The sequence below is a fragment of the Pantoea sp. RCC30.1 genome (genome assembly GCF_058148845.1).
Window position 1 is genome coordinate 63914 of sequence record NZ_JBXUHX010000008.1, and the last position, 22311, is coordinate 86224.

The 22311-nt window shown below is 55.9% G+C and carries 21 protein-coding genes; 18 read left to right on the forward strand and 3 right to left on the reverse strand.

Translation table 11 applies throughout. From position 1 onward, the window contains the following. Positions 1-170 precede the first annotated feature (170 nt). The 11 genes from rpoE to acpS all read left to right on the forward strand — a co-directional run bounded on the left by rpoE (position 171) and on the right by acpS (position 9631). A complete protein-coding gene (gene rpoE, locus AC2LB6_RS09445) occupies positions 171-746 on the forward strand; it encodes an RNA polymerase sigma factor RpoE (protein ID WP_013358764.1) in 576 nt (191 codons plus the stop codon). 30 nt (positions 747-776) lie between these two features. Beyond that, positions 777-1430: an anti-sigma-E factor RseA gene (gene rseA / locus AC2LB6_RS09450; protein ID WP_490093304.1), complete on the forward strand. Its 654-nt coding sequence runs from the start codon at positions 777-779 to the stop codon at positions 1428-1430. Continuing rightward, the gene (gene rseB, locus AC2LB6_RS09455; RefSeq protein ID WP_490093305.1) at positions 1430-2386 is read left to right on the forward strand and encodes a sigma-E factor regulatory protein RseB; all 957 of its coding nucleotides are present in this window, start codon (positions 1430-1432) and stop codon (positions 2384-2386) included. Before rseA ends, rseB begins: the two co-directional genes overlap by 1 nt. Then, positions 2383-2847: a SoxR-reducing system protein RseC gene (gene rseC, locus AC2LB6_RS09460; RefSeq protein ID WP_090958571.1), complete on the forward strand. Its 465-nt coding sequence runs from the start codon at positions 2383-2385 to the stop codon at positions 2845-2847. The genes rseB and rseC overlap by 4 nt, the downstream gene beginning before the upstream one ends. A gap of 218 nt (positions 2848-3065) precedes the next feature. Further along, a complete protein-coding gene (gene lepA / locus AC2LB6_RS09465; RefSeq protein WP_490093306.1) occupies positions 3066-4865 on the forward strand; it encodes a translation elongation factor 4 in 1800 nt (599 codons plus the stop codon). 9 nt (positions 4866-4874) lie between these two features. Beyond that, entirely contained in the window at positions 4875-5849 is a 975-nt protein-coding gene (gene lepB, locus AC2LB6_RS09470; protein WP_090958577.1) for a signal peptidase I, read from the forward strand. Between the two features lie 131 nt (positions 5850-5980). Further along, complete coding sequence (rnc, locus tag AC2LB6_RS09475; RefSeq protein WP_090958580.1) at positions 5981-6661, forward strand: ribonuclease III; 681 nt, start codon at positions 5981-5983, stop codon at positions 6659-6661. Positions 6662-6808: 147 nt separating this feature from the next. Further along, positions 6809-7714 carry a GTPase Era gene (gene era / locus AC2LB6_RS09480; protein WP_010257653.1) on the forward strand — a complete coding sequence of 302 codons (906 nt, stop codon included), beginning with the start codon at positions 6809-6811 and terminating at the stop codon, positions 7712-7714. A gap of 4 nt (positions 7715-7718) precedes the next feature. Then, positions 7719-8447 (forward strand): DNA repair protein RecO, encoded by a 729-nt coding sequence (gene recO, locus AC2LB6_RS09485; RefSeq protein ID WP_090958583.1) that lies wholly within the window; start codon positions 7719-7721, stop codon positions 8445-8447. Between the two features lie 72 nt (positions 8448-8519). Further along, positions 8520-9251 (forward strand): pyridoxine 5'-phosphate synthase, encoded by a 732-nt coding sequence (gene pdxJ / locus AC2LB6_RS09490; protein ID WP_003848612.1) that lies wholly within the window; start codon positions 8520-8522, stop codon positions 9249-9251. After that, positions 9251-9631, forward strand: a complete 381-nt coding sequence (gene acpS, locus AC2LB6_RS09495; protein ID WP_490093307.1) for a holo-ACP synthase — start codon at positions 9251-9253, stop codon at positions 9629-9631. The genes pdxJ and acpS overlap by 1 nt, the downstream gene beginning before the upstream one ends. Here acpS and AC2LB6_RS09500 read toward each other — a convergent pair. Continuing rightward, entirely contained in the window at positions 9628-9876 is a 249-nt protein-coding gene (locus AC2LB6_RS09500) for a YfhL family 4Fe-4S dicluster ferredoxin (protein ID WP_090958589.1), read from the reverse strand. The genes acpS and AC2LB6_RS09500 overlap by 4 nt on opposite strands. A gap of 55 nt (positions 9877-9931) precedes the next feature. Continuing rightward, the gene (locus AC2LB6_RS09505) at positions 9932-10771 is read right to left on the reverse strand and encodes a MurR/RpiR family transcriptional regulator (RefSeq protein ID WP_003848617.1); all 840 of its coding nucleotides are present in this window, start codon (positions 10769-10771) and stop codon (positions 9932-9934) included. Positions 10772-10926: 155 nt separating this feature from the next. Between AC2LB6_RS09505 and yfhb the strand changes: the two genes are divergently transcribed. Both yfhb and tadA read left to right on the forward strand, forming a co-directional pair. Beyond that, entirely contained in the window at positions 10927-11565 is a 639-nt protein-coding gene (gene yfhb / locus AC2LB6_RS09510; protein WP_090958592.1) for a phosphatidylglycerophosphatase C, read from the forward strand. 63 nt (positions 11566-11628) lie between these two features. Then, positions 11629-12120 (forward strand): tRNA adenosine(34) deaminase TadA, encoded by a 492-nt coding sequence (gene tadA / locus AC2LB6_RS09515; RefSeq protein WP_490093308.1) that lies wholly within the window; start codon positions 11629-11631, stop codon positions 12118-12120. Here tadA and mltF read toward each other — a convergent pair. Beyond that, positions 12117-13574 (reverse strand): membrane-bound lytic murein transglycosylase MltF, encoded by a 1458-nt coding sequence (mltF, locus tag AC2LB6_RS09520; RefSeq protein WP_090958598.1) that lies wholly within the window; start codon positions 13572-13574, stop codon positions 12117-12119. The genes tadA and mltF overlap by 4 nt on opposite strands. Before the next feature lie 266 nt (positions 13575-13840). On the opposite strand from mltF, the gene purL reads away from it, so the two are divergent. The 5 genes from purL to glnB all read left to right on the forward strand — a co-directional run bounded on the left by purL (position 13841) and on the right by glnB (position 22279). Next, positions 13841-17728, forward strand: a complete 3888-nt coding sequence (gene purL, locus AC2LB6_RS09525; RefSeq protein ID WP_490093309.1) for a phosphoribosylformylglycinamidine synthase — start codon at positions 13841-13843, stop codon at positions 17726-17728. A gap of 594 nt (positions 17729-18322) precedes the next feature. Further along, the gene (locus AC2LB6_RS09530) at positions 18323-19750 is read left to right on the forward strand and encodes a sensor histidine kinase (RefSeq protein ID WP_490093310.1); all 1428 of its coding nucleotides are present in this window, start codon (positions 18323-18325) and stop codon (positions 19748-19750) included. 3 nt (positions 19751-19753) lie between these two features. Beyond that, entirely contained in the window at positions 19754-20422 is a 669-nt protein-coding gene (qseG, locus tag AC2LB6_RS09535) for a two-component system QseEF-associated lipoprotein QseG (RefSeq protein WP_490093311.1), read from the forward strand. After that, positions 20422-21756, forward strand: coding sequence for a two-component system response regulator GlrR (gene glrR, locus AC2LB6_RS09540; RefSeq protein ID WP_090958614.1), 1335 nt, complete (start codon positions 20422-20424; stop codon positions 21754-21756). The genes qseG and glrR overlap by 1 nt, the downstream gene beginning before the upstream one ends. 184 nt (positions 21757-21940) lie before the next feature. Further along, positions 21941-22279, forward strand: coding sequence for a nitrogen regulatory protein P-II (glnB, locus tag AC2LB6_RS09545; RefSeq protein WP_003848647.1), 339 nt, complete (start codon positions 21941-21943; stop codon positions 22277-22279). Positions 22280-22311: the final 32 nt, after the last annotated feature.

Genomic DNA, 22311 nt, shown 5'->3' on the forward strand with positions numbered 1-22311 from the left:
TACACTGAACGAAAACGAACAACCTGTGTAATGTCCACTGGAGCGGTAAATATCAGGGCGAGAAGTGAACTTCGCACCACATCACAACTCTAAGCGCATGCTTGCTCAGAACATGAGATGTGCTGGCAGTTACTTTTGCATATGAAAAATTTGGGGAGACATTACCTCGGATGAGCGAGCAGTTAACGGATCAGGTCCTTGTCGAGCGGGTACAGAAGGGAGATCAAAAAGCGTTCAACTTACTGGTGATTCGTTACCAGCATAAAGTGGCGAGTTTGGTTTCACGCTATGTCCCCTCGGGCGACGTGCCTGATGTAGTACAGGAATCGTTTATTAAAGCGTATCGCGCACTGGACTCTTTCCGGGGCGATAGCGCGTTTTATACCTGGCTGTACCGCATTGCGGTAAACACAGCGAAAAATTACCTGGTTGCTCAGGGGCGCCGTCCGCCATCCAGCGATGTGGATGCGATTGACGCAGAAAATTTCGAAAGTGCGGGTGCATTAAAAGAAATTTCGAACCCTGAGAACTTAATGTTGTCTGACGAATTGAAACAAATTGTCTTTCGTACCATCGAGGCGCTACCCGAGGACTTGCGTATGGCAATCACCCTCAGGGAACTGGACGGTCTGAGTTATGAAGAGATCGCCGTCATTATGGATTGCCCGGTAGGCACTGTTCGATCACGTATCTTTCGTGCGCGAGAGGCCATTGATAACAAAGTTCAACCGCTTATCCAACGTTAGTGATAACGGCTACTGGAAGGGTACATAGGCATGCAGAAAGAAAAACTTTCCGCTTTAATGGATGGTGAGACCTTAGATAACGAGCTGTTTTCCACCTTGTCTAAGGACGCAGTATTGCAGAAAAGCTGGGCGAGCTATCATCTCATCCGCGACACCATGCGTGGTGATGTAGGCGATGTCCTGCATTTTGATATCTCTGCGCGCGTCGCTGCTGCCATCGAAAAAGAACCGCTGCGTACGGTCACCACGCTGATCCCTGAAGCTCAGCCAGAACCTTCCCGCTGGGAAAAAATGCCGTTCTGGAAAAAAGCGCGCCCGTGGGCTGCGCAACTGACTCAGGTTGGTGTAGCTGCCTGTGTTTCACTGGCAGTGATCGTGGGCGTTCAGCACTACAATCAGCCTGCGGGCAGCGCCACGCAGACTTCTGATTCGCCGGTGTTCAATACCATGCCGATGATGGGCAAAGCCTCACCAGTGAGCCTGGGCGTGCCGTCTGATGCCTTTGACACTAACAGCTCCAATCAGCAGGTTCAGGATCAGCGTCGTCGCGTGAATGCCATGCTGCAGGACTATGAACTGCAACGTCGCCTGCACGCTGACCAGCTGCAGTTCGAAACCGACGCGCCTAAACAGGCACAGGTTGATGTTCCCGGTAACCAGTCATTAGGACAGCAACAGCAGTAATGAAGCCGCTTTGGTATGCTGTTAGCCTGCTGACAGGCAGCCTGTTGTGGTCATCTGCCGCCCCGGCGCAAACCAGTGCGTCCGGGGCGCTATTGCAGCAGATGGAGCAGGCAAGTCAGAACCTCAACTACGAATTCGCCTATATCAACGTCTCGCGCATCGGCATTGAATCGCTGCGTTATCGTCACGCTGTGATTGATAACCGGATATTCGCGCAGTTGTTGCAGATGGACGGGCCGCGTCGGGAAGTGATCCAACGCGACAACGATATCAGCTACTTCGAACCCGGCCTGGATCCTTTCTCGCTCCCCGGCAATCACATTATTGATGCCTTGCCATCGGTAATTTTTGCTGACTTCACTAAGCTCGCCACAGCCTACGATTTTATTACCGTTGGCCGCTCGCGCATTGCCGATCAGATGTGTGATGTGTTGCGCATCGTTTCACGCGATGGCACCCGTTACAGCTATGTGGTCTGGCTGGATGTGGACACCAAGCTGCCGCTGCGCATCGACCTGCTCGATCGTGACGGCGAAACGCTGGAGCAGTTCCGCGTCATCAGCTTTGCGGTGGATGAAGGGGTGCGTAACCTGATGCAGGGGCTGGAGAAAGCCAATTTGCCGCCGTCGCTCTCCGTGCCGAAAGGCGATCCGGTTACGCTCACCTGGCAGCCTGGCTGGATACCTGCCGGGATGTCACTGGTGTCGCAGAACCGTCGCACGCTGCCGGGGCTGGACAAAAATATGGAGTCGAAGCTCTACAGCGATGGTCTGTTTAGTTTCGCGATCAACGTGACGCCAGCCGATAAAACCAGCACAACGCAGACATTGCGCACTGGACGTCGTACGGTTCAGACCGTTGTGCGCAATAATAACGAAATTGCGGTGATCGGCGAGTTACCGCCGGCAACCGCAAAACGTATTGCGGATAGCATCGACCTGGGGTCACAAAAATGATGAGAGAATGGGCCACCGTGGTGGCATGGCAGGATGGCATCGCTACGCTTCACACCGAAGCAAAAACCTCCTGCAACAGCTGCCAGGCGCGAAAAGGCTGTGGCAGCCATATGCTGAATAAACTCGGTCCGAAGAATGCCCACGTGATGCAAATCGCCAGCAGCAAGCCGCTGCAGCCGGGACAGCGCATCGAGTTAGGCATCAAAGAGAGCAGCCTGCTCGGTTCGGCACTGCTGGTCTACATGACGCCGCTGTTTGGCCTGTTCGTGGTGGCTGGCCTGTTTCAGTCGCTGTTCAATAGCGATCTGGCTGCGGCCTGCGGTGCGCTGCTGGGTGGCATCGGCGGTTTTATTGTCGCTAAAGGCGTTTCAATGAAATTCGGCGATCGTGAAGCTTTTCAGCCCGTCATTCTGAGCATTGCTTTGCCCCCTGATGCGCTGCGTGTTGAAAGCGAAGCGTAACGTACGTCCAGGCCGCGCATCCCGCGGCCTTTGTCCATTCTGCCTTGCGCAGATATCTGTTTCGCTTCCACCACGTTCCATTCTTTTATGCGCGGCGTTAACAGTGTAATATGCGTCGTCATTAATGAGGCTGACAGGATTGTGGGTAAAGAGCGATCTTCCTGAATGTGTCTGTGCTCAGGTTTTCAACTGAATTTTAAGCGAAGATATCCCAATAAATGAAGCACATAAGAAATTTCTCCATCATCGCTCATATCGACCATGGTAAATCTACGCTCTCTGACCGTCTGATTCAGATCTGTGGCGGCCTCACCGCTCGTGAAATGGCTGCACAGGTTCTTGACTCTATGGATCTGGAGCGCGAGCGTGGCATCACTATCAAAGCCCAGAGCGTGACACTCGATTACCACGCGAAAGACGGCCAAACTTACCAGCTCAATTTCATCGATACCCCAGGCCACGTAGACTTCTCATATGAAGTTTCCCGCTCACTGGCCGCCTGTGAAGGCGCATTGCTGGTGGTGGATGCTGGTCAGGGTGTTGAAGCGCAGACACTGGCGAACTGCTATACCGCGATGGAGATGGATCTGGAAGTGGTGCCGGTTCTGAATAAAATTGATCTGCCAGCAGCCGATCCCGATCGTGTCGCGCAGGAAATTGAAGATATCGTCGGCATTGATGCAACGGACGCTGTGCGCTGCTCAGCCAAAACCGGCGTCGGCGTACCGGAAGTGCTGGAACGTTTAGTGCGCGATATTCCGCCGCCAGAAGGCGATCCGGAAGGCCCGCTGCAGGCACTGATTATCGATTCCTGGTTTGATAACTACCTAGGCGTTGTCTCTCTGGTGCGTGTGAAAAATGGCACCATGCGCAAAGGCGACAAGATCAAAGTCCTGAGCACCGGTCAGGTTTATAACGCTGACCGTCTGGGTATCTTCACCCCGAAACGTGTCGATCGTAATGAACTGAACTGCGGTGAAGTCGGCTGGCTGGTCTGCGCCATCAAAGATATCCTCGGCGCGCCAGTAGGCGATACCCTGACCACCGCTCGTAACCCGGCAGACAAAGCGCTGCCAGGCTTCAAAAAAGTGAAGCCACAGGTTTACGCCGGTCTGTTCCCAATCAGCTCTGACGACTATGAAGCCTTCCGTGATGCGCTCGGCAAGCTGAGCCTGAATGATGCCTCGCTGTTCTATGAGCCAGAAAGCTCAACGGCATTAGGCTTTGGTTTCCGCTGCGGCTTCCTCGGTCTGCTGCACATGGAGATCATCCAGGAGCGTCTGGAGCGCGAATACGATCTCGATCTGATCACCACCGCTCCGACGGTGGTGTATGAGGTTGTGACAACCAGTGGTGATATCGTTCATGTCGACAGCCCATCCAAGCTGCCTGCCCTGAACAATATCGAAGAGCTGCGTGAACCGATTGCGGAATGTCACATGCTGCTGCCGCAGGAATATCTGGGCAACGTCATCACGCTCTGTATTGAGAAGCGTGGTGTGCAGACCAACATGGTTTATCACGGCAATCAGGTTGCACTGACTTACGAAATTCCGATGGCAGAAGTGGTCCTCGACTTCTTCGACCGTCTGAAATCAACCTCGCGCGGTTATGCCTCGCTGGATTACAACTTTAAACGTTTCCAGCCTTCAGACATGGTGCGCGTCGACGTACTGATTAACTCTGAACGTGTGGATGCGCTGGCGCTAATTACCCACCGCGACAACGCGCCTTATCGCGGACGCGATCTGGTTGAGAAAATGAAAGAGCTCATCCCGCGCCAGCAGTTTGACATTGCGATTCAGGCTGCCATCGGTAACCACATTATCGCGCGTTCAACAGTTAAACAGCTGCGTAAAAACGTTCTCGCCAAGTGTTATGGCGGTGACGTGAGCCGTAAAAAGAAACTGTTGCAGAAACAGAAAGATGGTAAGAAGCGAATGAAGCAGGTTGGAAACGTTGAGCTGCCACAGGAAGCGTTCCTCGCCATTCTGCATGTCGGTAAGGACAGCAAATAAGGATTTCTAATGGCTAATATGTTCGCCCTGATTCTGGCGATAGCGACGCTGATTACTGGCATCGTATGGGTAATTGATCGTTTTAAATGGGCACCCGCGCGTCGCGCGAAACAGGCTGAGGTGCAGGCCCAGACCGGTAACTCGCTCGACAGCAAAACGCTAGCTAAGGTTGCTGCAAAGCCAGGCTGGGTTGAGACCACCGCGTCTGTATTCCCGGTGCTGGCTGTGGTTTTCATCGTGCGTTCGTTTATCTACGAACCGTTCCAGATTCCCTCTGGCTCGATGATGCCTACGCTGCTGATTGGTGACTTTATCCTGGTGGAGAAATTCGCTTACGGTATCAAAGATCCGATTACCCAGACGACGCTGATCCCAACCGGTCAGCCGAAGCGCGGCGACATTGCGGTATTTAAATACCCGAAAGATCCGAGCCTGGATTACATTAAGCGCGTTATCGGCCTGCCGGGCGACAAAGTCATCTATGATCCTTACAGCAAAACGTTGACGGTGAAACCGACCTGTAGCGACGATAAAGCCTGTGACACAGCCTTAGCGGTGACTTACACCGACGTTGAGCCAAGTAACTTTATTCAGACCTTTAGCGGCTTTGATGGCAACGAAACCGGCAACGGTTTCTATCAGGTGCCGCAGGGCGATACCCTGCGCGGTGGTCTGCGCCTGGCCACCCGCAAAGAGACGATTGGTAACGTAACGCATGACATTCTGCTGGTAAATGAAGCGCAGAGTCAGGCAGGCATGTATTATCAGCAGCCGGGCCAGCCGCAGTCGAGCTGGGTCGTGCCGAAAGGGCAATACTTCATGATGGGCGACAACCGTGATAACAGCGCCGACAGCCGCTACTGGGGCTTTGTCCCGGAGCGTAATCTGGTCGGTAAAGCGGTCGCTATCTGGATGAGCTTTGAGAAACAAGAAGGCCAGTGGCCAACCGGCGTGCGATTCAGTCGCATCGGCGGTATCCACTAACAATATTGTCTGATTAACAGGCAAATCGGGTGGCCTCCTAAGGGAGGCCACTGCACACCAAACGGAACGTGTTGGATTGCCAGCCCCGTTTGGTATGCAGAGTCACAGACGCAACAAAGAACTGGAATCGCATGAACCCCATCCTGATTAACAAGCTTCAGCGCAAACTGGGCTACACTTTTACTCATTCGGAACTGTTACAGCAGGCCCTGACTCACCGCAGCGCCAGCAGTAAGCACAACGAACGCCTGGAATTTCTTGGCGATTCAATTCTTAGCTATGTGATCGCGAATGCCCTTTATCACCGCTTCCCGCGGGTGGATGAAGGTGACATGAGCCGCATGCGTGCCACGCTGGTGCGCGGCAATACGCTGGCTGAAATGGCCCGCGAATTTGATATTGGCGAGTGCCTGCGCTTAGGGCCAGGCGAGCTTAAAAGCGGCGGTTTCCGTCGTGAATCGATTCTTGCAGATACGGTGGAAGCGCTGATTGGCGGTATCTTCCTTGACAGCGGTATTGAGCGAGTAGAGCAGCTGATCCTCGACTGGTATCAGAGCCGTCTGGACGAAATCAGTCCTGGCGACAAACAAAAAGATCCCAAAACGCGCCTGCAGGAGTATCTGCAGGGACGTCATCTGCCGCTGCCAAGTTATTTGGTGGTGCAGGTGCGTGGCGAAGCCCACGATCAGGAATTCACCATTCACTGTCAGGTGAGTGGTATGGCCGAACCGGTCGTCGGCGTCGGCTCCAGCCGTCGTAAAGCTGAGCAGGCAGCGGCTGAACAGGCACTGATAAAATTAGGTCTCGAATAGATCTGTCGGGGTGACAGGTGCTGCAACCGGCGCTGAATCAATCACCCTCAGATAGCTCTATCACGGCGTCAGAAGACGCTGAATGACACATGACTCAAATAGCACTCTTTCAGCGCCGCATCAGGCGCTGAACAATTCAGGACTCGAATGAGCGAAAACGTTACTTATTGCGGCTTTGTCGCGATTGTTGGCCGACCAAACGTCGGTAAATCCACCTTACTGAACCAGTTGCTGGGGCAGAAAGTGTCGATCACCTCGCGTAAGCCGCAAACCACGCGCCACCGCATCATGGGCATTCACACCGAGGGCGAATATCAGGCGATCTACGTCGATACCCCGGGTCTGCACATGGAAGAGAAGCGCGCCATTAACCGTCTGATGAACCGCGCAGCCAGCAGTTCGATTGGCGACGTAGAACTGGTGATCTTCGTGGTTGAAGGCACCCGCTGGACGCCAGATGATGAGATGGTGTTGGGCAAACTGCGCGACAACAAAGTGCCGGTTGTACTGGCGATCAATAAGGTCGACAACATTCAGGATAAAAGCATTCTGCTGCCGCATCTGCAGTTCCTTAGCCAGCAGATGAATTTCCTCGATATCGTGCCTATCTCTGCTGAGAGCGGCAAAAACGTCGATACCATTGCGGCGATTACCCGCAAGCATCTGCCGCAGGCCGATCATCACTTCCCGGAAGATTATATCACCGACCGCTCACAGCGTTTCATGGCGTCAGAGATGATCCGTGAAAAACTGATGCGCTTCCTGGGTGCTGAACTGCCTTACTCAGTCACGGTTGAGATTGAGCGCTTCGTCACCAACGAACGCGGCGGTTACGACATCCATGGTCTGATCCTGGTTGAGCGTGAAGGGCAGAAGAAGATGGTGATTGGCAACAAAGGTGCCAAAATCAAAGTTATCGGAACAGAAGCGCGCAGGGACATGGAAGAGATGTTCGAAGCGAAAGTGCATCTCGAACTGTGGGTAAAAGTGAAATCCGGCTGGGCAGATGACGAACGTGCACTGCGCAGTCTGGGTTATACAGACGATCTCTGATTCAATGGAAGGCTGGCAACGCGCCTTTGTGCTGCATAGTCGTCCCTTCAGCGAAACCAGCCTGCTGCTCGATCTGTTCAGCGAAAGTGAAGGTCGGGTGCGGGTACTGGCTAAGGGCGCACGTTCGCGGCGCTCGCACCTGAAAGGCGCGTTACAACCTTTTACCCCGCTGCTGGTTCGCTGGAGCGGGCGCGGGGAAGTCAAAACCCTGCGTAATGCCGAAGCGGTGTCGCTGGCCTTACCGCTTAGCGGCATCACGCTTTACTGCGGTCTCTACGTTAATGAGCTGGTCTCACGCGTATTGCAGCAGGAATCTCCCTTCCCGGAACTCTTCTTTGACTATCTCAACTGTCTTCAGGCGTTAGCCTCAACGCACGGTAAGCCCGAACCGGCACTGCGACGGTTTGAACTGGCGCTGCTCGGACACCTGGGTTACGGCGTCGACTTCCTGCATTGCGCCGGCAGCGGCGAGCCGGTCAGTGACGACATGACGTACAGCTATCGTGAAGAGCGCGGTTTTATCGCCAGTCTGGTGGTGAACAATCGCAGCTTTACTGGCCGCGAGTTGCAGGCCCTTTGCGAGCGAGAGTTTCCCGATGCCGACACCCTTCGCGCTGCGAAGCGCTTTACCCGCATCGCCCTGAAGCCGTATCTTGGCGGCAAGCCGCTGAAAAGTCAGGAGCTGTTCCGCCAGTTTATCCCGAAGAAAAAGCCCGAACAGGCAGAAGAATAGCGCTGGTCGTACCGCCTGTTTAAATTTGCGCGGTACACTCAACATCACGATGGAAAAGAAGTGAGGATGGTCATGGCTGAGTTGCTGTTAGGCGTCAATATCGATCACATTGCCACGGTGCGTAACGCCCGTGGGACAAACTATCCTGATCCTGTGCAGGCAGCGTTTATCGCCGAGCAGGCGGGCGCAGACGGCATTACCGTGCACCTGCGCGAAGATCGCCGTCACATCACCGATCGCGACGTGCGTATTCTGCGTGACACGATCCAGACGCGCATGAATCTGGAGATGGCGGTCACCGATGAGATGATCGGCATCGCCTGTGATATTCAGCCCCATTTCTGCTGCCTGGTGCCGGAAAAGCGTCAGGAAGTGACTACGGAAGGTGGACTGGATGTGGCGGGACAGCAGGAGAAGATGAACGCGGCCGTCCGACTGCTAAAGGATGCCGGCATTCTGGTTTCGCTGTTTATCGATGCCGACCACCGCCAGATCGAAGCCGCCGTTGCCACCGGTGCGCCTTATATCGAAATCCACACTGGCGCTTACGCTGAGGCACCAGAGGGCCTGGCACGTGACGCAGAGCTGGCACGCATTCGCCATGCCGCGACCTTTGCCGCCAGCCTGGGGCTCAAGGTCAACGCCGGTCACGGTCTGACCTATCACAACGTACTGCCGATTGCGGCGCTACCGGAAATGCATGAGCTGAATATCGGCCATGCAATTATCGGTCGTGCGGTAATGAGTGGCCTGCCGGACGCAGTCAAAGAGATGAAGCAACTGCTGCGTGAAGCACGTCGATAATGGCTATTCTCGGACTGGGTACGGACATCGTTGAGATTGAACGCATCGCTGGGGTAATAGAGCGCTCCGGCGACCGGCTGGCGCGTCGGGTGCTGAGCGAAGCCGAATGGCAGCAGTATCAGGCGCACCAGCAGCCGGTGCGCTTTCTCTCCAAACGCTTTGCGGTTAAAGAGGCGGCAGCAAAAGCCTTTGGCACCGGCATTCGCGGTGGTCTGGCGTTTAATCAGTTTGAAGTTTACAACGATGCGCTGGGAAAACCGGGGTTACGCTTCTTTCAGCATGCCGCTGACGTGGCGGAGAGGCTGGGCGTTAAACATGTTCACGTGACGCTGGCCGATGAGCGTCATTACGCCTGCGCCACGGTGATCATTGAAAGCTAGCCGTGCAGCAGCACAAACTTCTCCCACAGCGCATCGCGTGATTCGGTGTGCTGTGGGTCAATGATGATGGTGTTGTCGATGGGGCACACCCGCTGACAGGTTGGCACCTCATAATGCCCGACACATTCCGTGCAGCGGCTGACATCAATCTCATAGATCGCATCGCCCAGTGAAATAGCCTGGTTCGGGCACTCCGGTTCACACATATCGCAGTTAATGCATCTGGACGTAATCAACAGCGCCATTTTACCCACCTGATAACAACAGAAAAAGCGCGGGTATTATACGCGCTGCCGCTGATCAGACCAGCTTTTTCACCAACGCTTCGCTGTGACGGATATGGCTCGACGCGCGCTCCGGATCATTTTGCACCAGTGCCATAAATAGCAGATCGGTCAGCGCCAGCTGTGCCGTGGTTGAGGAGATCGCCGCGCTGCGGGTACTTTGCTCTTCCGCTACCGTATAGAGACAGTAACCGGCGCTCTGCTGCAGCGTATTCGGCGTAAAGCCGGTAAACGCCACGACATCCGCGCCCACCTGAACCGCTTCCTGCGCCGCCAGATTGATCTCACGCCGCTCCCCGGTATAAGAGATGGCGAGCAGCACATCGCCTGGTCCCATTGCCTGCACGCTGGCCAGCAGGGCGTGCATATCCTGTTCCGCCACCGCATTAATGCCGATCTTCATCAGCTTCCAGGAGAAGTCCTTCGCCACCAGACCCGAGGCACCGATGCCCACCAGTAAAATGCGCCGGGCATTTTTCAGCAGCTGTAACACGTCGTTGAGTTTCTCTTCGCTATTAATATCCAGCGTGGCGCGGATTGCCGAGAGCTTTTCTGTCAGTAGCTTTTCACCCACCATTTTAAGCGGGTCGTCGCTGAGAATATGGTTATGCACGGTAATGGCATCCTTGTCCGCCAGTGACTCACTCAGGGCCAGCTTAAGCGCCGGAAATCCTTTATATCCCAGCTTCTGAGCAAACTTCACCACACTCGACTGGCTGACGCCGGACTCTTCCGCCAGTTTCTGTGAACTCAGATGACGCGCCCGATCGGGTTGCGACAGTAAAAAATCCGCCAGCCGACGCTCGTTCAATGCCAGACGTGGATAAAGCTGGCGAATGCGCAGCAATGAACTCATGCCCAATCCTCGTAATTCAGGGATAATCAGTGAAGAATAAACTATTCATCAGGCATTGTAGTCATCGGAATTAAAAATGACAGTCATCGCCGTACCGCCTGATGATGGCTACACTACTCTTTATTATCCCAGAATCAGCCGTAAAGGAGAGTTGTTTGACCAGGGGAACACAACGTCGCATCGTATTTTTTGACCTGGATGGTACTTTGCATCAGCAGGACATGTTTGGCACCTTTATGCGCTACCTGCTGCGTCGCCGGCCGCTGAATTTGCTGCTGGTGGTACCACTATTGCCGGTGGTGGGCATCGGCCTGCTGTTTAAAGGACGCGCGGCACGCTGGCCCATGAGCCTGCTGCTCTGGTCAATCACCTTTGGCCGCTCTGAGCGGACACTGCTACGCCTCGAAGCGGAGTTTGCGCAGTGGTTCCGCCTGCGCGTCAAAGCGTTTCCGGTCGTGCAGCAGCGCCTGACGGATTACCTCGGCAGTGATGACGCTGACGTCTGGCTGATCACCGGATCGCCACAGTCGCTGGTGGAGCAGGTCTATTACGACTCCGCGTTTCTGCCACGCGTGAAGCTGATTGCCAGCCAGATGGAGCGCGGCTGGGGCGGAAGGGTGCTGGCGATGCGCTGTCTCGGCCATGAGAAAGTGGCGCAGCTGGAAGAGAAAATCGGCACGCCACTACAGCTCTACAGCGGCTACAGCGACAGTAAACAGGACAACCCATTGCTGTTCTTCTGTCAGCATCGCTGGCGCGTGACCCCGGCGGGTGAGCTGCAACAGCTGGAATAAGTTTCTAAAGGATCGGTGAGACCGCTATAATGCGCCGCTATTCAGTCGCCCGGAGTGGTCAGCGTGAAACAACAAGATGAATACTGGATGCGCCATGCGCTTGGCCTGGCGCGCCGGGCCTGGGAGCAGGGCGAAGTGCCCGTCGGTGCGGTGCTGGTTCAGAACGATCGGGTGATTGGTGAAGGCTGGAACCGGCCCATCGGCCAGCATGACCCGACGGCGCATGCCGAGATCATGGCTCTGCGCCAGGGCGGTAAAGTGCTGGAAAATTACCGTCTGCTGGATACCACGCTTTACGTGACGCTGGAGCCGTGCGTCATGTGCGCCGGTGCTATGGTTCACAGCCGCATTACGCGACTGGTTTATGGTGCGCACGATGTTAAAAGTGGAGCGGCGGGATCGCTGCTGGATGTGCTGGGCCATCCCGGCATGAATCATCAGGTTGAACTGCAAAGCGATGTGCTGGCTGAAGAGTGCGCCGCCATGCTGAGCGACTTCTTCCGTATGCGTCGTGAGCAGAAAAAAGCGCTGCGTCAGGCGCAGCGCCAGGGTTAGTTCATCGCAATCTTCGGTTCAACTGCCGGATAGCCCTTCGCCAGTTCGGCCTGGGCTTCGGCCTGCTGCGTCAGACGCTTCTCCTGCTCCTGCAGGTACCCCACCAGACTGATCTGATATTTGCGAATATTCTCCACGTAGTTATAGGCTTCATGCCCACGGGCGTAGCCATACGTCGTCTGGGTGTAGTAGCGCTTCTGACTCAGCATTGGCAGACGCAGCTTCACATCAGCCCAGCTGTCCGGATCACCGCCCTGGCGCGCCGTCAGCTTGCGGACGTCGAGCATATGGGCATAGCCCATGTTATAAGCCGCCAGCGCAAACCAGATGCGCTCATCTTCCGGGATGGTCTGTGGCACCTTCGCCATCATATCCTGCAGATACTGACTGCCGCCGCGAATGCTCTGTTCAGGATCGGTCCGATCGCCCACATCCAGGCTCTCAGCAGTGTTACGCGTCAGCATCATCATGCCGCGCACGCCAGTAGGGGAGGTGGCCTGCGGGTTCCAGTGCGACTCCTGATAGGAGATTGCGGCCAGCAGTCGCCAGTCAATGCTGGTGGCGTACTTCTCAAACAGCGGTTTGATGTCGGGCAGCGTATTGTCGATGGCGCGCAGGAAAGTGCGGGTATCGACATAATCAAAGGTGCCGACGTGGCCGAGATATTTCTCCTCCAGCCTCGCCATTGCGCCTTCTTCACCCATCCCGTTAAAGAAGTCGAGCATCGCCGCATTCAGGCTGTCATCATCGCTGTGCCGCACATACCAGGTCACCGGCTCTTCATCCGTGACGTCGAAGGCCACCGCCAGCTGCGGATAGATGCGCTGCAACAAGGCGATGGTCACGGAATCGCCAATGGTGTAGTCGAGCTTGCCGTCGGCCACCGCTTCCAGCAGGGCTTTAGGACTCTGATCGGTGGAGATCGCCCAGTCCAGATCGGGGAACTGATTGGAACGTGCGCTCTTCAACGTGGACAGATAAGCCGATCCGGACGCAACCGTCAGACGCCCCTTTAAGTCACCGAGGTTTTTAGGGCGTGGCTTATCCACGCGATAGACCAGCTGCTGCGAAACGTTGTAGTAGCCTGGCCCGGTCTGATAGCGCGTCAGGCGTTCATTGTTGTAGTTCAGGCCAGCGGCCAGCAAATCGGCTTTGCCATCGTCCAGGTCATCAAACAGATCGCTCAGGTTAGGACGAACCGTCACCTTAAGTTTGACGCCCAGATAATCGGCGAAGCGTTTTGCCAGCTCATAATCCATACCGGCCGGAGATTGGTTCACTGTGTAGTAAGTCAATGGGGAGTTGATGGTACTGACGCGCAGCACTCCCCGCGATTTGATCTGTGAAATCTGGTCCTGCCCACCCCCATACCAGGGGATGGAGGGCCACAGCGCTAACGCTAATAGCACGGCAACCAGACCGATAAACAGATAATTAAATTTTAGGCGTTTCAAATAGTTATCTCTCGCTGGCTCTAAGGCCTCTGTCTTTTAAAGGCAGTATTTATCTTCTTTGAACTCCCAGAGCGAGGGGCATTTTGCGCAACTAAATCACGCTGAGCAACTTTTATAGCAGCTTTTGCGCAAATTTCAGGCAAATCCGGGTCGCCAAAAATTGTGCGCAAACGGTTTCGTCGAGAGGTCGCTTTCTCTATAATACGCCCCGTTTTCCCTGTTGCGCCCAATTTGCGTCGCCCGGCGCCCTGACGAGAGACTTATTAATGGAAATTCTGCGTGGTTCGCCCGCTCTGTCGGCATTTCGTGTAAACAAACTGCTGACCCGCTTTCAGGACGCTCATCTGCCGGTGAGTGATATTTACGCTGAGTACATCCATTTTGCTGATGTCAGCGCACCCTTAAGCGATGACGAACAGAGCCGTCTGCAACGCCTGCTGAAATATGGTCCCTCTCTCGCTGAACATGCCCCACAGGGGCGTCTGCTGCTGGTGACGCCACGTCCCGGCACCATTTCACCCTGGTCATCCAAAGCTACCGATATCGCCCACAACTGTGGCCTGCCGCAGGTGCGTCGTCTGGAACGTGGCCTGGCCTTCTATGTACAGGCTCCCCAACTGACCGAAGCGCAGTGGCAAACGCTGGGCACACTGCTGCACGATCGGATGATGGAAACGGTCTACAGCGATCTGGCGGAGGCTGAGCAGTTGTTCGCGCACCACAAGCCGCAGCCGGTGAAAAGTGTCGATTTGCTGGGTGAGGGCCGTCAGGCGCTGGTTCAGGCCAATATCTCTCTGGGTCTGGCGTTGGCAGACGATGAAATTGACTACCTGGTGGCGGCATTTACCGCTCTGGGCCGTAATCCCAACGACATTGAACTCTATATGTTTGCGCAGGCGAACTCTGAGCACTGTCGTCACAAGATCTTCAACGCCGACTGGATTATCGACGGCGAGAAACAGCCGAAGTCGCTGTTTAAAATGATCAAAAACACCATGGAGCAAACACCGGACTTCGTGCTGTCTGCTTATAAAGATAACGCTGCCGTGATGGAAGGTTCAGAGGTTGGTCGCTTCTTTGCTGATGCCGGAGAGAGCGAATACCGCTGGCATCAGGAAGCGGCGCACATCCTGATGAAGGTGGAAACCCACAACCACCCAACGGCGATTTCGCCGTGGCCGGGTGCCGCGACGGGTTCCGGTGGTGAAATCCGTGATGAAGGCGCAACCGGACGTGGCTCCAAGCCAAAAGCGGGCCTGGTCGGATTCTCGGTCTCAAACCTGCGTATCCCGGGATTTGAACAGCCGTGGGAAGAGGACTTCGGCAAACCAGCCCGCATCGTCAGCGCGCTGGAGATCATGACCGACGGACCCCTGGGCGGTGCTGCCTTTAACAATGAATTTGGCCGTCCGGCACTGAATGGCTACTTCCGTACCTATGAAGAGCAGGTCACCAGCCACAACGGCACCGAGCTGCGCGGCTACCACAAGCCGATTATGCTGGCGGGCGGCATCGGTAACATCCGTGCCGACCACGTGCAGAAAGGCGAAATCACCGTAGGCGCGAAGCTGGTGGTGCTGGGCGGTCCGGCCATGAACATCGGCCTGGGCGGCGGCGCGGCCTCATCCATGGCTTCGGGCCAGTCTGATGCTGATCTCGACTTCGCCTCAGTACAGCGTGATAACCCGGAGATGGAACGCCGTTGCCAGGAGGTGATTGACCGCTGCTGGCAACTGGGTGATGAGAACCCGATTCTGTTTATCCACGACGTGGGCGCGGGCGGCCTCTCCAATGCCATGCCGGAGCTGGTTAGCGATGGCGGCCGTGGTGGCCGATTTAACCTGCGTGACATCCTTAGTGATGAGCCAGGTATGAGCCCGCTGGAAGTCTGGTGTAACGAATCACAGGAACGTTATGTGATGGCCGTGGCACCCGATCAGCTGGCGCAGTTTGAAGCGATTTGCCAGCGCGAACGCGCACCGTTTGCGGTGATTGGTGAAGCAACCGAAGAATTGCACCTGAGCCTGGAAGACAGCCATTTCGATAATAAGCCGATCGACATGCCGCTTGACGTGCTGCTGGGCAAAACGCCGAAGATGACGCGGGATGTGGTGACGCAGCAGGCGCAGGGCACCGCCCTGCAGCGCGACGGCATTACGCTGGTCGATGCGGTGAATCGTGTACTGCATTTGCCTGCCGTGGCGGAAAAAACCTTCCTGATCACCATCGGTGACCGCAGCGTGACCGGCATGGTGGCGCGCGACCAGATGGTAGGGCCGTGGCAGATACCGGTGGCTAACTGTGCGGTGACTACCGCCAGCCTCGACAGTTACCACGGTGAAGCCTTTGCCCTGGGCGAGCGTTCACCGGTTGCGCTGCTGGACTTCGCAGCGTCGGGTCGTCTGGCTGTGGGTGAAGCACTGACTAACCTGGCCGCAACGCAGATTGGTTCACTGAAGCGCGTAAAACTCTCGGCTAACTGGATGTCTGCAGCCGGTCATCCGGGTGAAGATGCCGGTTTATATGCGGCGGTGAAAGCGGTCGGCGAAGAGCTTTGCCCGGCGCTGGGGATTACCATCCCGGTCGGTAAAGATTCCATGTCGATGAAAACCCGCTGGCAGGAAGGCACCGAACAGCGCGAGATGACCTCGCCGCTGTCGCTAGTGATTACCGCCTTTGCCCGCGTCGAAGATGTGCGTCGTACCGTCACGCCACAGCTGCAGGCCGATCAGGACAACCTGCTGCTGCTGATTGACCTGGGCAACGGCGCAAATACGCTGGGCGCAACCGCGCTGTCGCAGGTCTATCGTCAGCTCGGCGACAAACCTGCTGACGTGCGTGATGCCACACAGCTGGCTGGCTTCTTCAATGCGATTCAGGCGCTGGTGGCTGAGCAGAAACTGTTGGCTTACCACGATCGCTCCGACGGTGGTCTGCTGGTGACGCTGGCCGAGATGGCCTTTGCCGGTCACTGCGGCATCGACGTTGATATCGCTTCACTGGGTAACGATGCGCTGGCCGCCCTGTTTACCGAAGAGCTGGGCGCGGTCATTCAGATCAACACCGCCGATCGCGGCGCGGTTGAGCAGATCCTGGCGGATCATGGCCTTGCCGCCTCAACGCATCTGCTGGGCAGCGCGCAGCCGGGCGATCGCTTTGTGATCCGTTCCGGTGACAGCGCGGTCTACAGTGAAAGCCGCAACACGCTGCGCACCTGGTGGGCGGAAACCACCTGGCAGATGCAGCGCCTGCGCGACAACCCGGCGTGTGCCGATCAGGAGCATGAAGCGAAGAAAAACGACAGCGATCCTGGCCTGAACGTTAACCTGACCTTTAATCCGCAGGAAGATGTGGCGGCGCCGATGATCGCAACTGGCGCACGTCCACGCGTCGCCGTGCTGCGTGAGCAGGGCGTCAACTCGCATGTGGAGATGGCCGCCGCCTTTGATCGGGCCGGTTTCACCGCCATTGATGTTCACATGAGCGATCTGCTGGCAGGACGTCGCGGTCTGGAAGAGTTCCAGGCGCTGGTCGCCTGTGGCGGCTTCTCTTACGGTGATGTGCTGGGTGCCGGTGAAGGCTGGGCCAAATCAATTCTGTTCAACCCGCGCGTGCGTGACGAGTTCGAAACCTTCTTCCACCGTCCGCAAACCCTGGCGCTGGGGGTCTGCAACGGTTGCCAGATGATGTCGAATCTGCGTGAATTGATTCCTGGCAGCGATCTCTGGCCGCGCTTTGTACGTAACCAGTCTGAGCGCTTTGAAGCACGCTTCAGCCTGGTCGAAGTGGCCGCTAGTCCCTCACTGCTGCTGGACGGTATGAGCGGTTCGCATATGCCTATCGCGGTTTCACACGGTGAAGGTTTTGTTGAAGTGCGTGATGCGACGCATCTGGCGGCGCTGGAGTCGAAAGGTCTGGTGGCACTGCGCTTTGTCGATAACTTCGGCAAGGTGACAGAAGCCTATCCGGCTAACCCGAATGGCTCACCAAACGGTATCACCGCCGTGACCAACGAAAGTGGTCGTGTCACCATCATGATGCCGCATCCGGAGCGTGTGTTCCGCACCGTCAGCAACTCCTGGCATCCGGCAGAGTGGGGCGAAGACAGCCCGTGGATGCGTATTTTCCGCAACGCACGCAGACAGCTGGGTTAATTTAATCCGCTGAACTGAACAGGAGGCCAGTGTGCCTCCTGTTCTTTTTTACGCCGTTGTTGGCAAATGGCGACAACAGGGATGCTGCACCGTCTCTTTATGGCGACATCTATCTCGTTGATTTTAAATGAGCCTGTTTCTGGCGTGATTTAATGTCGTCTTGCGGAGACAGATTGCGCCTGTTCATATCGAAATTTTCGCAAGAGCGATCGGGCTGGCTTATTCAATCTGCTGAAAAATATAATGATTTATTTTTTGGCATGGAACTTGCTATACTCCTGCAGCTGCTCATTCACCTGTTTATGATTGCCCCGCTTAGTGGTGAGCTCATAAAGCCCGAATGACGCACCAAACGGAGCCTGCCGTCCACCTGACCGATAATCGCTTGCGTTATCAAACACCGGACGTAACGTTGAGTAAGGCTCCACCCATTCTTACGCGATGCACTTTGCGTCGTGCCAGCGGCAGGCCATTGAGCCTGCCGTTTTCTTTTGTTCCCCTTTCTATTCCCGACACCTTTCTTCCGCTGATACCTTTCTTCCACTGAAAGAGTCCGCTAGCATCCAGACAGCGATTTTCTAAGGAAGCAGCTGCGTGAAAAAATGGCGTTTATTTCCCCGTTCTCTGCGTCAGCTGGTGCTGATGGCGTTTGTACTGGTGCTGCTGCCCTTGCTGGTGCTGGCCTGGCAGGCGTGGGAAAGTCTCTCAGCGTTAAGCGAACAGGCTGCGGACACCAACCGCAATACCTTCACCGACGTGCGCAGAAGTGAGGCGATGGCGCGAACGGCAGTTGAGCTGGAGCGCAGCTATCGCCAGTACTGCGTGCTGGATGATGCCTCGCTGGCGCGTCTCTATCAGACTCAGCACACCCGCTACAGTCAGATGCTGAGCTCGCACAGCGCCAGCCTGCCCGAACTGCCCGCCTTCCAGATCCTACAGGCGACTTTGCCGCTGCTGACGCCACTGAAATGTGATAACGGCAATCCGGTTCCGCCTGCAGCAGAGGCACTGGATCGTTTTTCTGCCACCAACGCGCAGATGGTGCAGGACACGCGCGAAGTGGTCTTTTCGCGTGGTTTACAGCTGCAGCGTGAAATCGCCGATCGCGGCCAGTTTTTTGGCTGGCAAGCGCTGATTCTGTTTATCATCAGTCTGGCGCTGATGACGCTGTTTACCGGCATGATTATCGGACCGGTCAAGCGCATTGAGCGGATGATCAACCGGCTTGGCGAAGGGCGGGAGCTGGGTAACAGCGTGACCTTTCGCGGCCCGCGCGAGTTACGCTCGCTGGGACAGCGTATCGTCTGGCTCAGTGAACGGCTTGCATGGCTGGAATCGCAGCGTCATGAATTTCTGCGCCATCTCTCTCACGAACTGAAAACACCGCTGGCCAGCCTGCGTGAAGGCACCGAGTTGCTGGCGGATGAAGTCGCCGGATCGCTGAACGCCGATCAAAAAGAGGTGGTGACTATCCTCGACGGCAGCAGCCGTCATCTGCAGCGTCTGATTGAACAGCTTCTCGATTACAACCGTAAACTGGCGGATGGCCCGATTGAGCTGAAGCCGGTCAGCGTGGCAGAGATCGTGGAGAGCGTAGTCAATGCACATGCACTCTCGGCGCGTGCCAAACTGATGCAGACGGTGGTCAATCTTGAGGTCAGCGACTGCCTTGCCGAACCGACGTTACTGATGCGGGTCATCGATAACCTCTATTCGAACGCCGTGAACTACGGCAGCGAATCCGGTACCATCTGGCTTCGCAGTCAGCAGCAGGGCAATCGAATCTGGATTGAGGTCGCGAATAGCGGTACGCCGATTCCGCCGGAAGAGCAGGCGATGATTTTCGAACCGTTCTTCCAGGGCAGCCAGCAGCGCAAAGGGCCGGTAAAAGGCAGCGGGCTGGGATTGAGTATTGCCAAAGATTGCCTGCGCCGGATGCACGGCGACCTGACGCTGGTATCCTGCGAGCAGGCTGACGTCTGTTTTCGAATTGAACTGAACACCACTGCCGGGAAAGTCTGACTGATGAAATATTTACCCGCTTTGCTGTTGAGCACGCTGACTACGCTGCTCCTCAGCGGATGTACGACCTCCCCGGGCACCTCATCTTTGCCGTCAGGCCATCATGTGGCGGAACCCGAGGTCAGAATTGCTGATTATCTGGCGACTCGCTGCAGTGATCTGTGGCCGATAGAGAATAGTGCGGCGCTGGATAATACCCTTTACTGGATGCGGGCGATCGACTGTGCTGAACGTCTTTCTCCCGCCGAGGCACGAGCCGAAGCTCATCGCTGGCCGGCTGAGAACTGGTCGCGCGCCTTCAAGCAGGGCGTGCTGATGTCCAACGGCAACGTGACGCCCGTGGAGCGTCGTCGCTATGTTGAAACCCTGGATCGCTACAGCAGCGATTTCCCACAGTCTGTGCGCCCGCTGATCCAGCTGTGGCGCAGCAACCAGACCGCGCAGCTCGACCTCAGCGAAGCGCGCACCCGTTATGTCCATCTGCAGCAGAGCAGCGATACGCAGCTGGAGGCGATACGCCAGCAGATGGTGAAACAGCAGCAGCAGCTCAGCGATACGCAGTATAAGCTGGAGCGGCTGACTGACATTGAGCGCCAGCTTTCATCACGTAAAGCCCCGGATGTGTCTGACAGCAGTCATGGCACTGCGCTGCCGCAGGATGAGGAGCAATAATGGTGAGACAAGCGGCAAAATTGCTGCTGGTGGATGACGATCCCAGTCTGCTGAAGCTGCTGGGCATGCGTCTTCGCAGCGAAGGTTATCAGGTCACCACTGCGGGCAGCGGACCCGAAGCGTTGCGTCTGTTGCAGAAAGAGAAGATCGAACTCGTGATCAGCGATCTGCGGATGGATGAGATGGATGGTCTGGCGCTGTTTGGCGAGATCCAGAAACGCCACACCGGTCTGCCGGTGATTATCCTGACTGCACATGGCTCAATCCCGGACGCCGTATCCGCCACGCAGCAGGGCGTCTTCAGCTTCCTGACCAAGCCGGTGGACAAAGATGCGCTCTATAAAGCCATTGATGAGGCGCTGGCACAGCAGGCACCGGTCAGCGATGATCGCTGGCGTGAAGCAATTGTTACCCGCAGCCCGCTGATGTTAAGACTGCTGGAGCAGGCGCACATGGTGGCGCAGTCGGACGTCAGCGTGCTGATTAACGGTCAGAGTGGCACCGGTAAGGAGATGCTGGCGCAGGCGATTCACGCCGCCAGCCCGCGTAACGGCAAGCCTTTTGTCGCCATTAACTGTGGCGCACTGCCGGAGCAGTTGCTGGAGTCAGAGCTGTTCGGCCATGCCAAAGGCGCCTTTACTGGCGCGGTCAGTGCCCGCGATGGTTTGTTTAAGACCGCTGGCGGTGGCACGCTGTTTCTGGATGAGATTGGAGATATGCCGCAGCCGTTGCAGGTTAAGTTGTTGCGGGTGTTGCAGGAGCGTAAGGTCAGACCGCTGGGCAGCGATCATGATATTGAGATCGACGTGCGAATCATTTCAGCCACGCATCGCGATTTGCCCAAGGCGATGGAGAAAAAGGAGTTTCGCGAGGATCTCTTCTATCGTCTGAATGTGGTGAATCTGAAGATTCCGGCGCTGCATCAGCGTACGGAAGATATCCCGCTGCTGGCTAATCATCTGTTACGTCAGGCGGCGGAACGCCATAAACCGCAGATTCGCAGTTTTTCGGTCGATGCGATGAAGCGTCTGATGGCGGCCAGCTGGCCGGGCAACGTGCGTCAGCTGGTTAACGTGATTGAGCAGTGTGTCGCGCTGAGTTCATCGCCGGTGATCAGCGATGCGCTGGTGGAGCAGGCGTTGAGCGGCGAGAACAGCGCGTTGCCGACTTTTGCAGAGGCGCGCAATCAGTTTGAGCTTAACTATCTGCGTAAGCTGTTGCAGATGACTAAAGGCAATGTGACCAACGCAGCACGTCTGGCTGGACGCAACCGCACGGAGTTCTATAAGCTGCTCTCTCGTCATGAACTGGATGCCAGTGATTTCAAAGAGTAGCGAAGGCTGTGAAGTGATACCGGCAGGTTGCCTGCTCAGGCCCAAATCAAAATGGGTGCGGTCAGCATAATCTGACAGCGCTTGCGGCAACCTGAAGAATCCCGGATATTACCGCCCGACAGCGCCAGCAACATTTATACTTGATAAACCCTCTGACCATGGAGGGAGTGAAAAAGGGTCTGACATGAAAAAGATTGATGCGATTATCAAACCATTCAAACTCGATGATGTCCGTGAAGCCTTGGCGGAAGTGGGCATCACCGGCATGACCGTGAGTGAAGTGAAGGGCTTTGGTCGCCAGAAAGGGCACACCGAGCTGTACCGCGGCGCAGAGTATATGGTCGACTTTTTACCTAAAGTAAAAATCGAGATGGTGGTGGGCGACGATATCGTTGATACCTGCGTCGAGACCATTATGCGCACTGCGCAGACCGGCAAAATCGGTGACGGTAAGATCTTTGTCTTCGACGTGGCGCGCGTCGTGCGTATCCGTACTGGCGAAGAGGATGAAGAGGCGATCTGATAGTCTTTTTATCAGCGCTTTATCAGCATAAA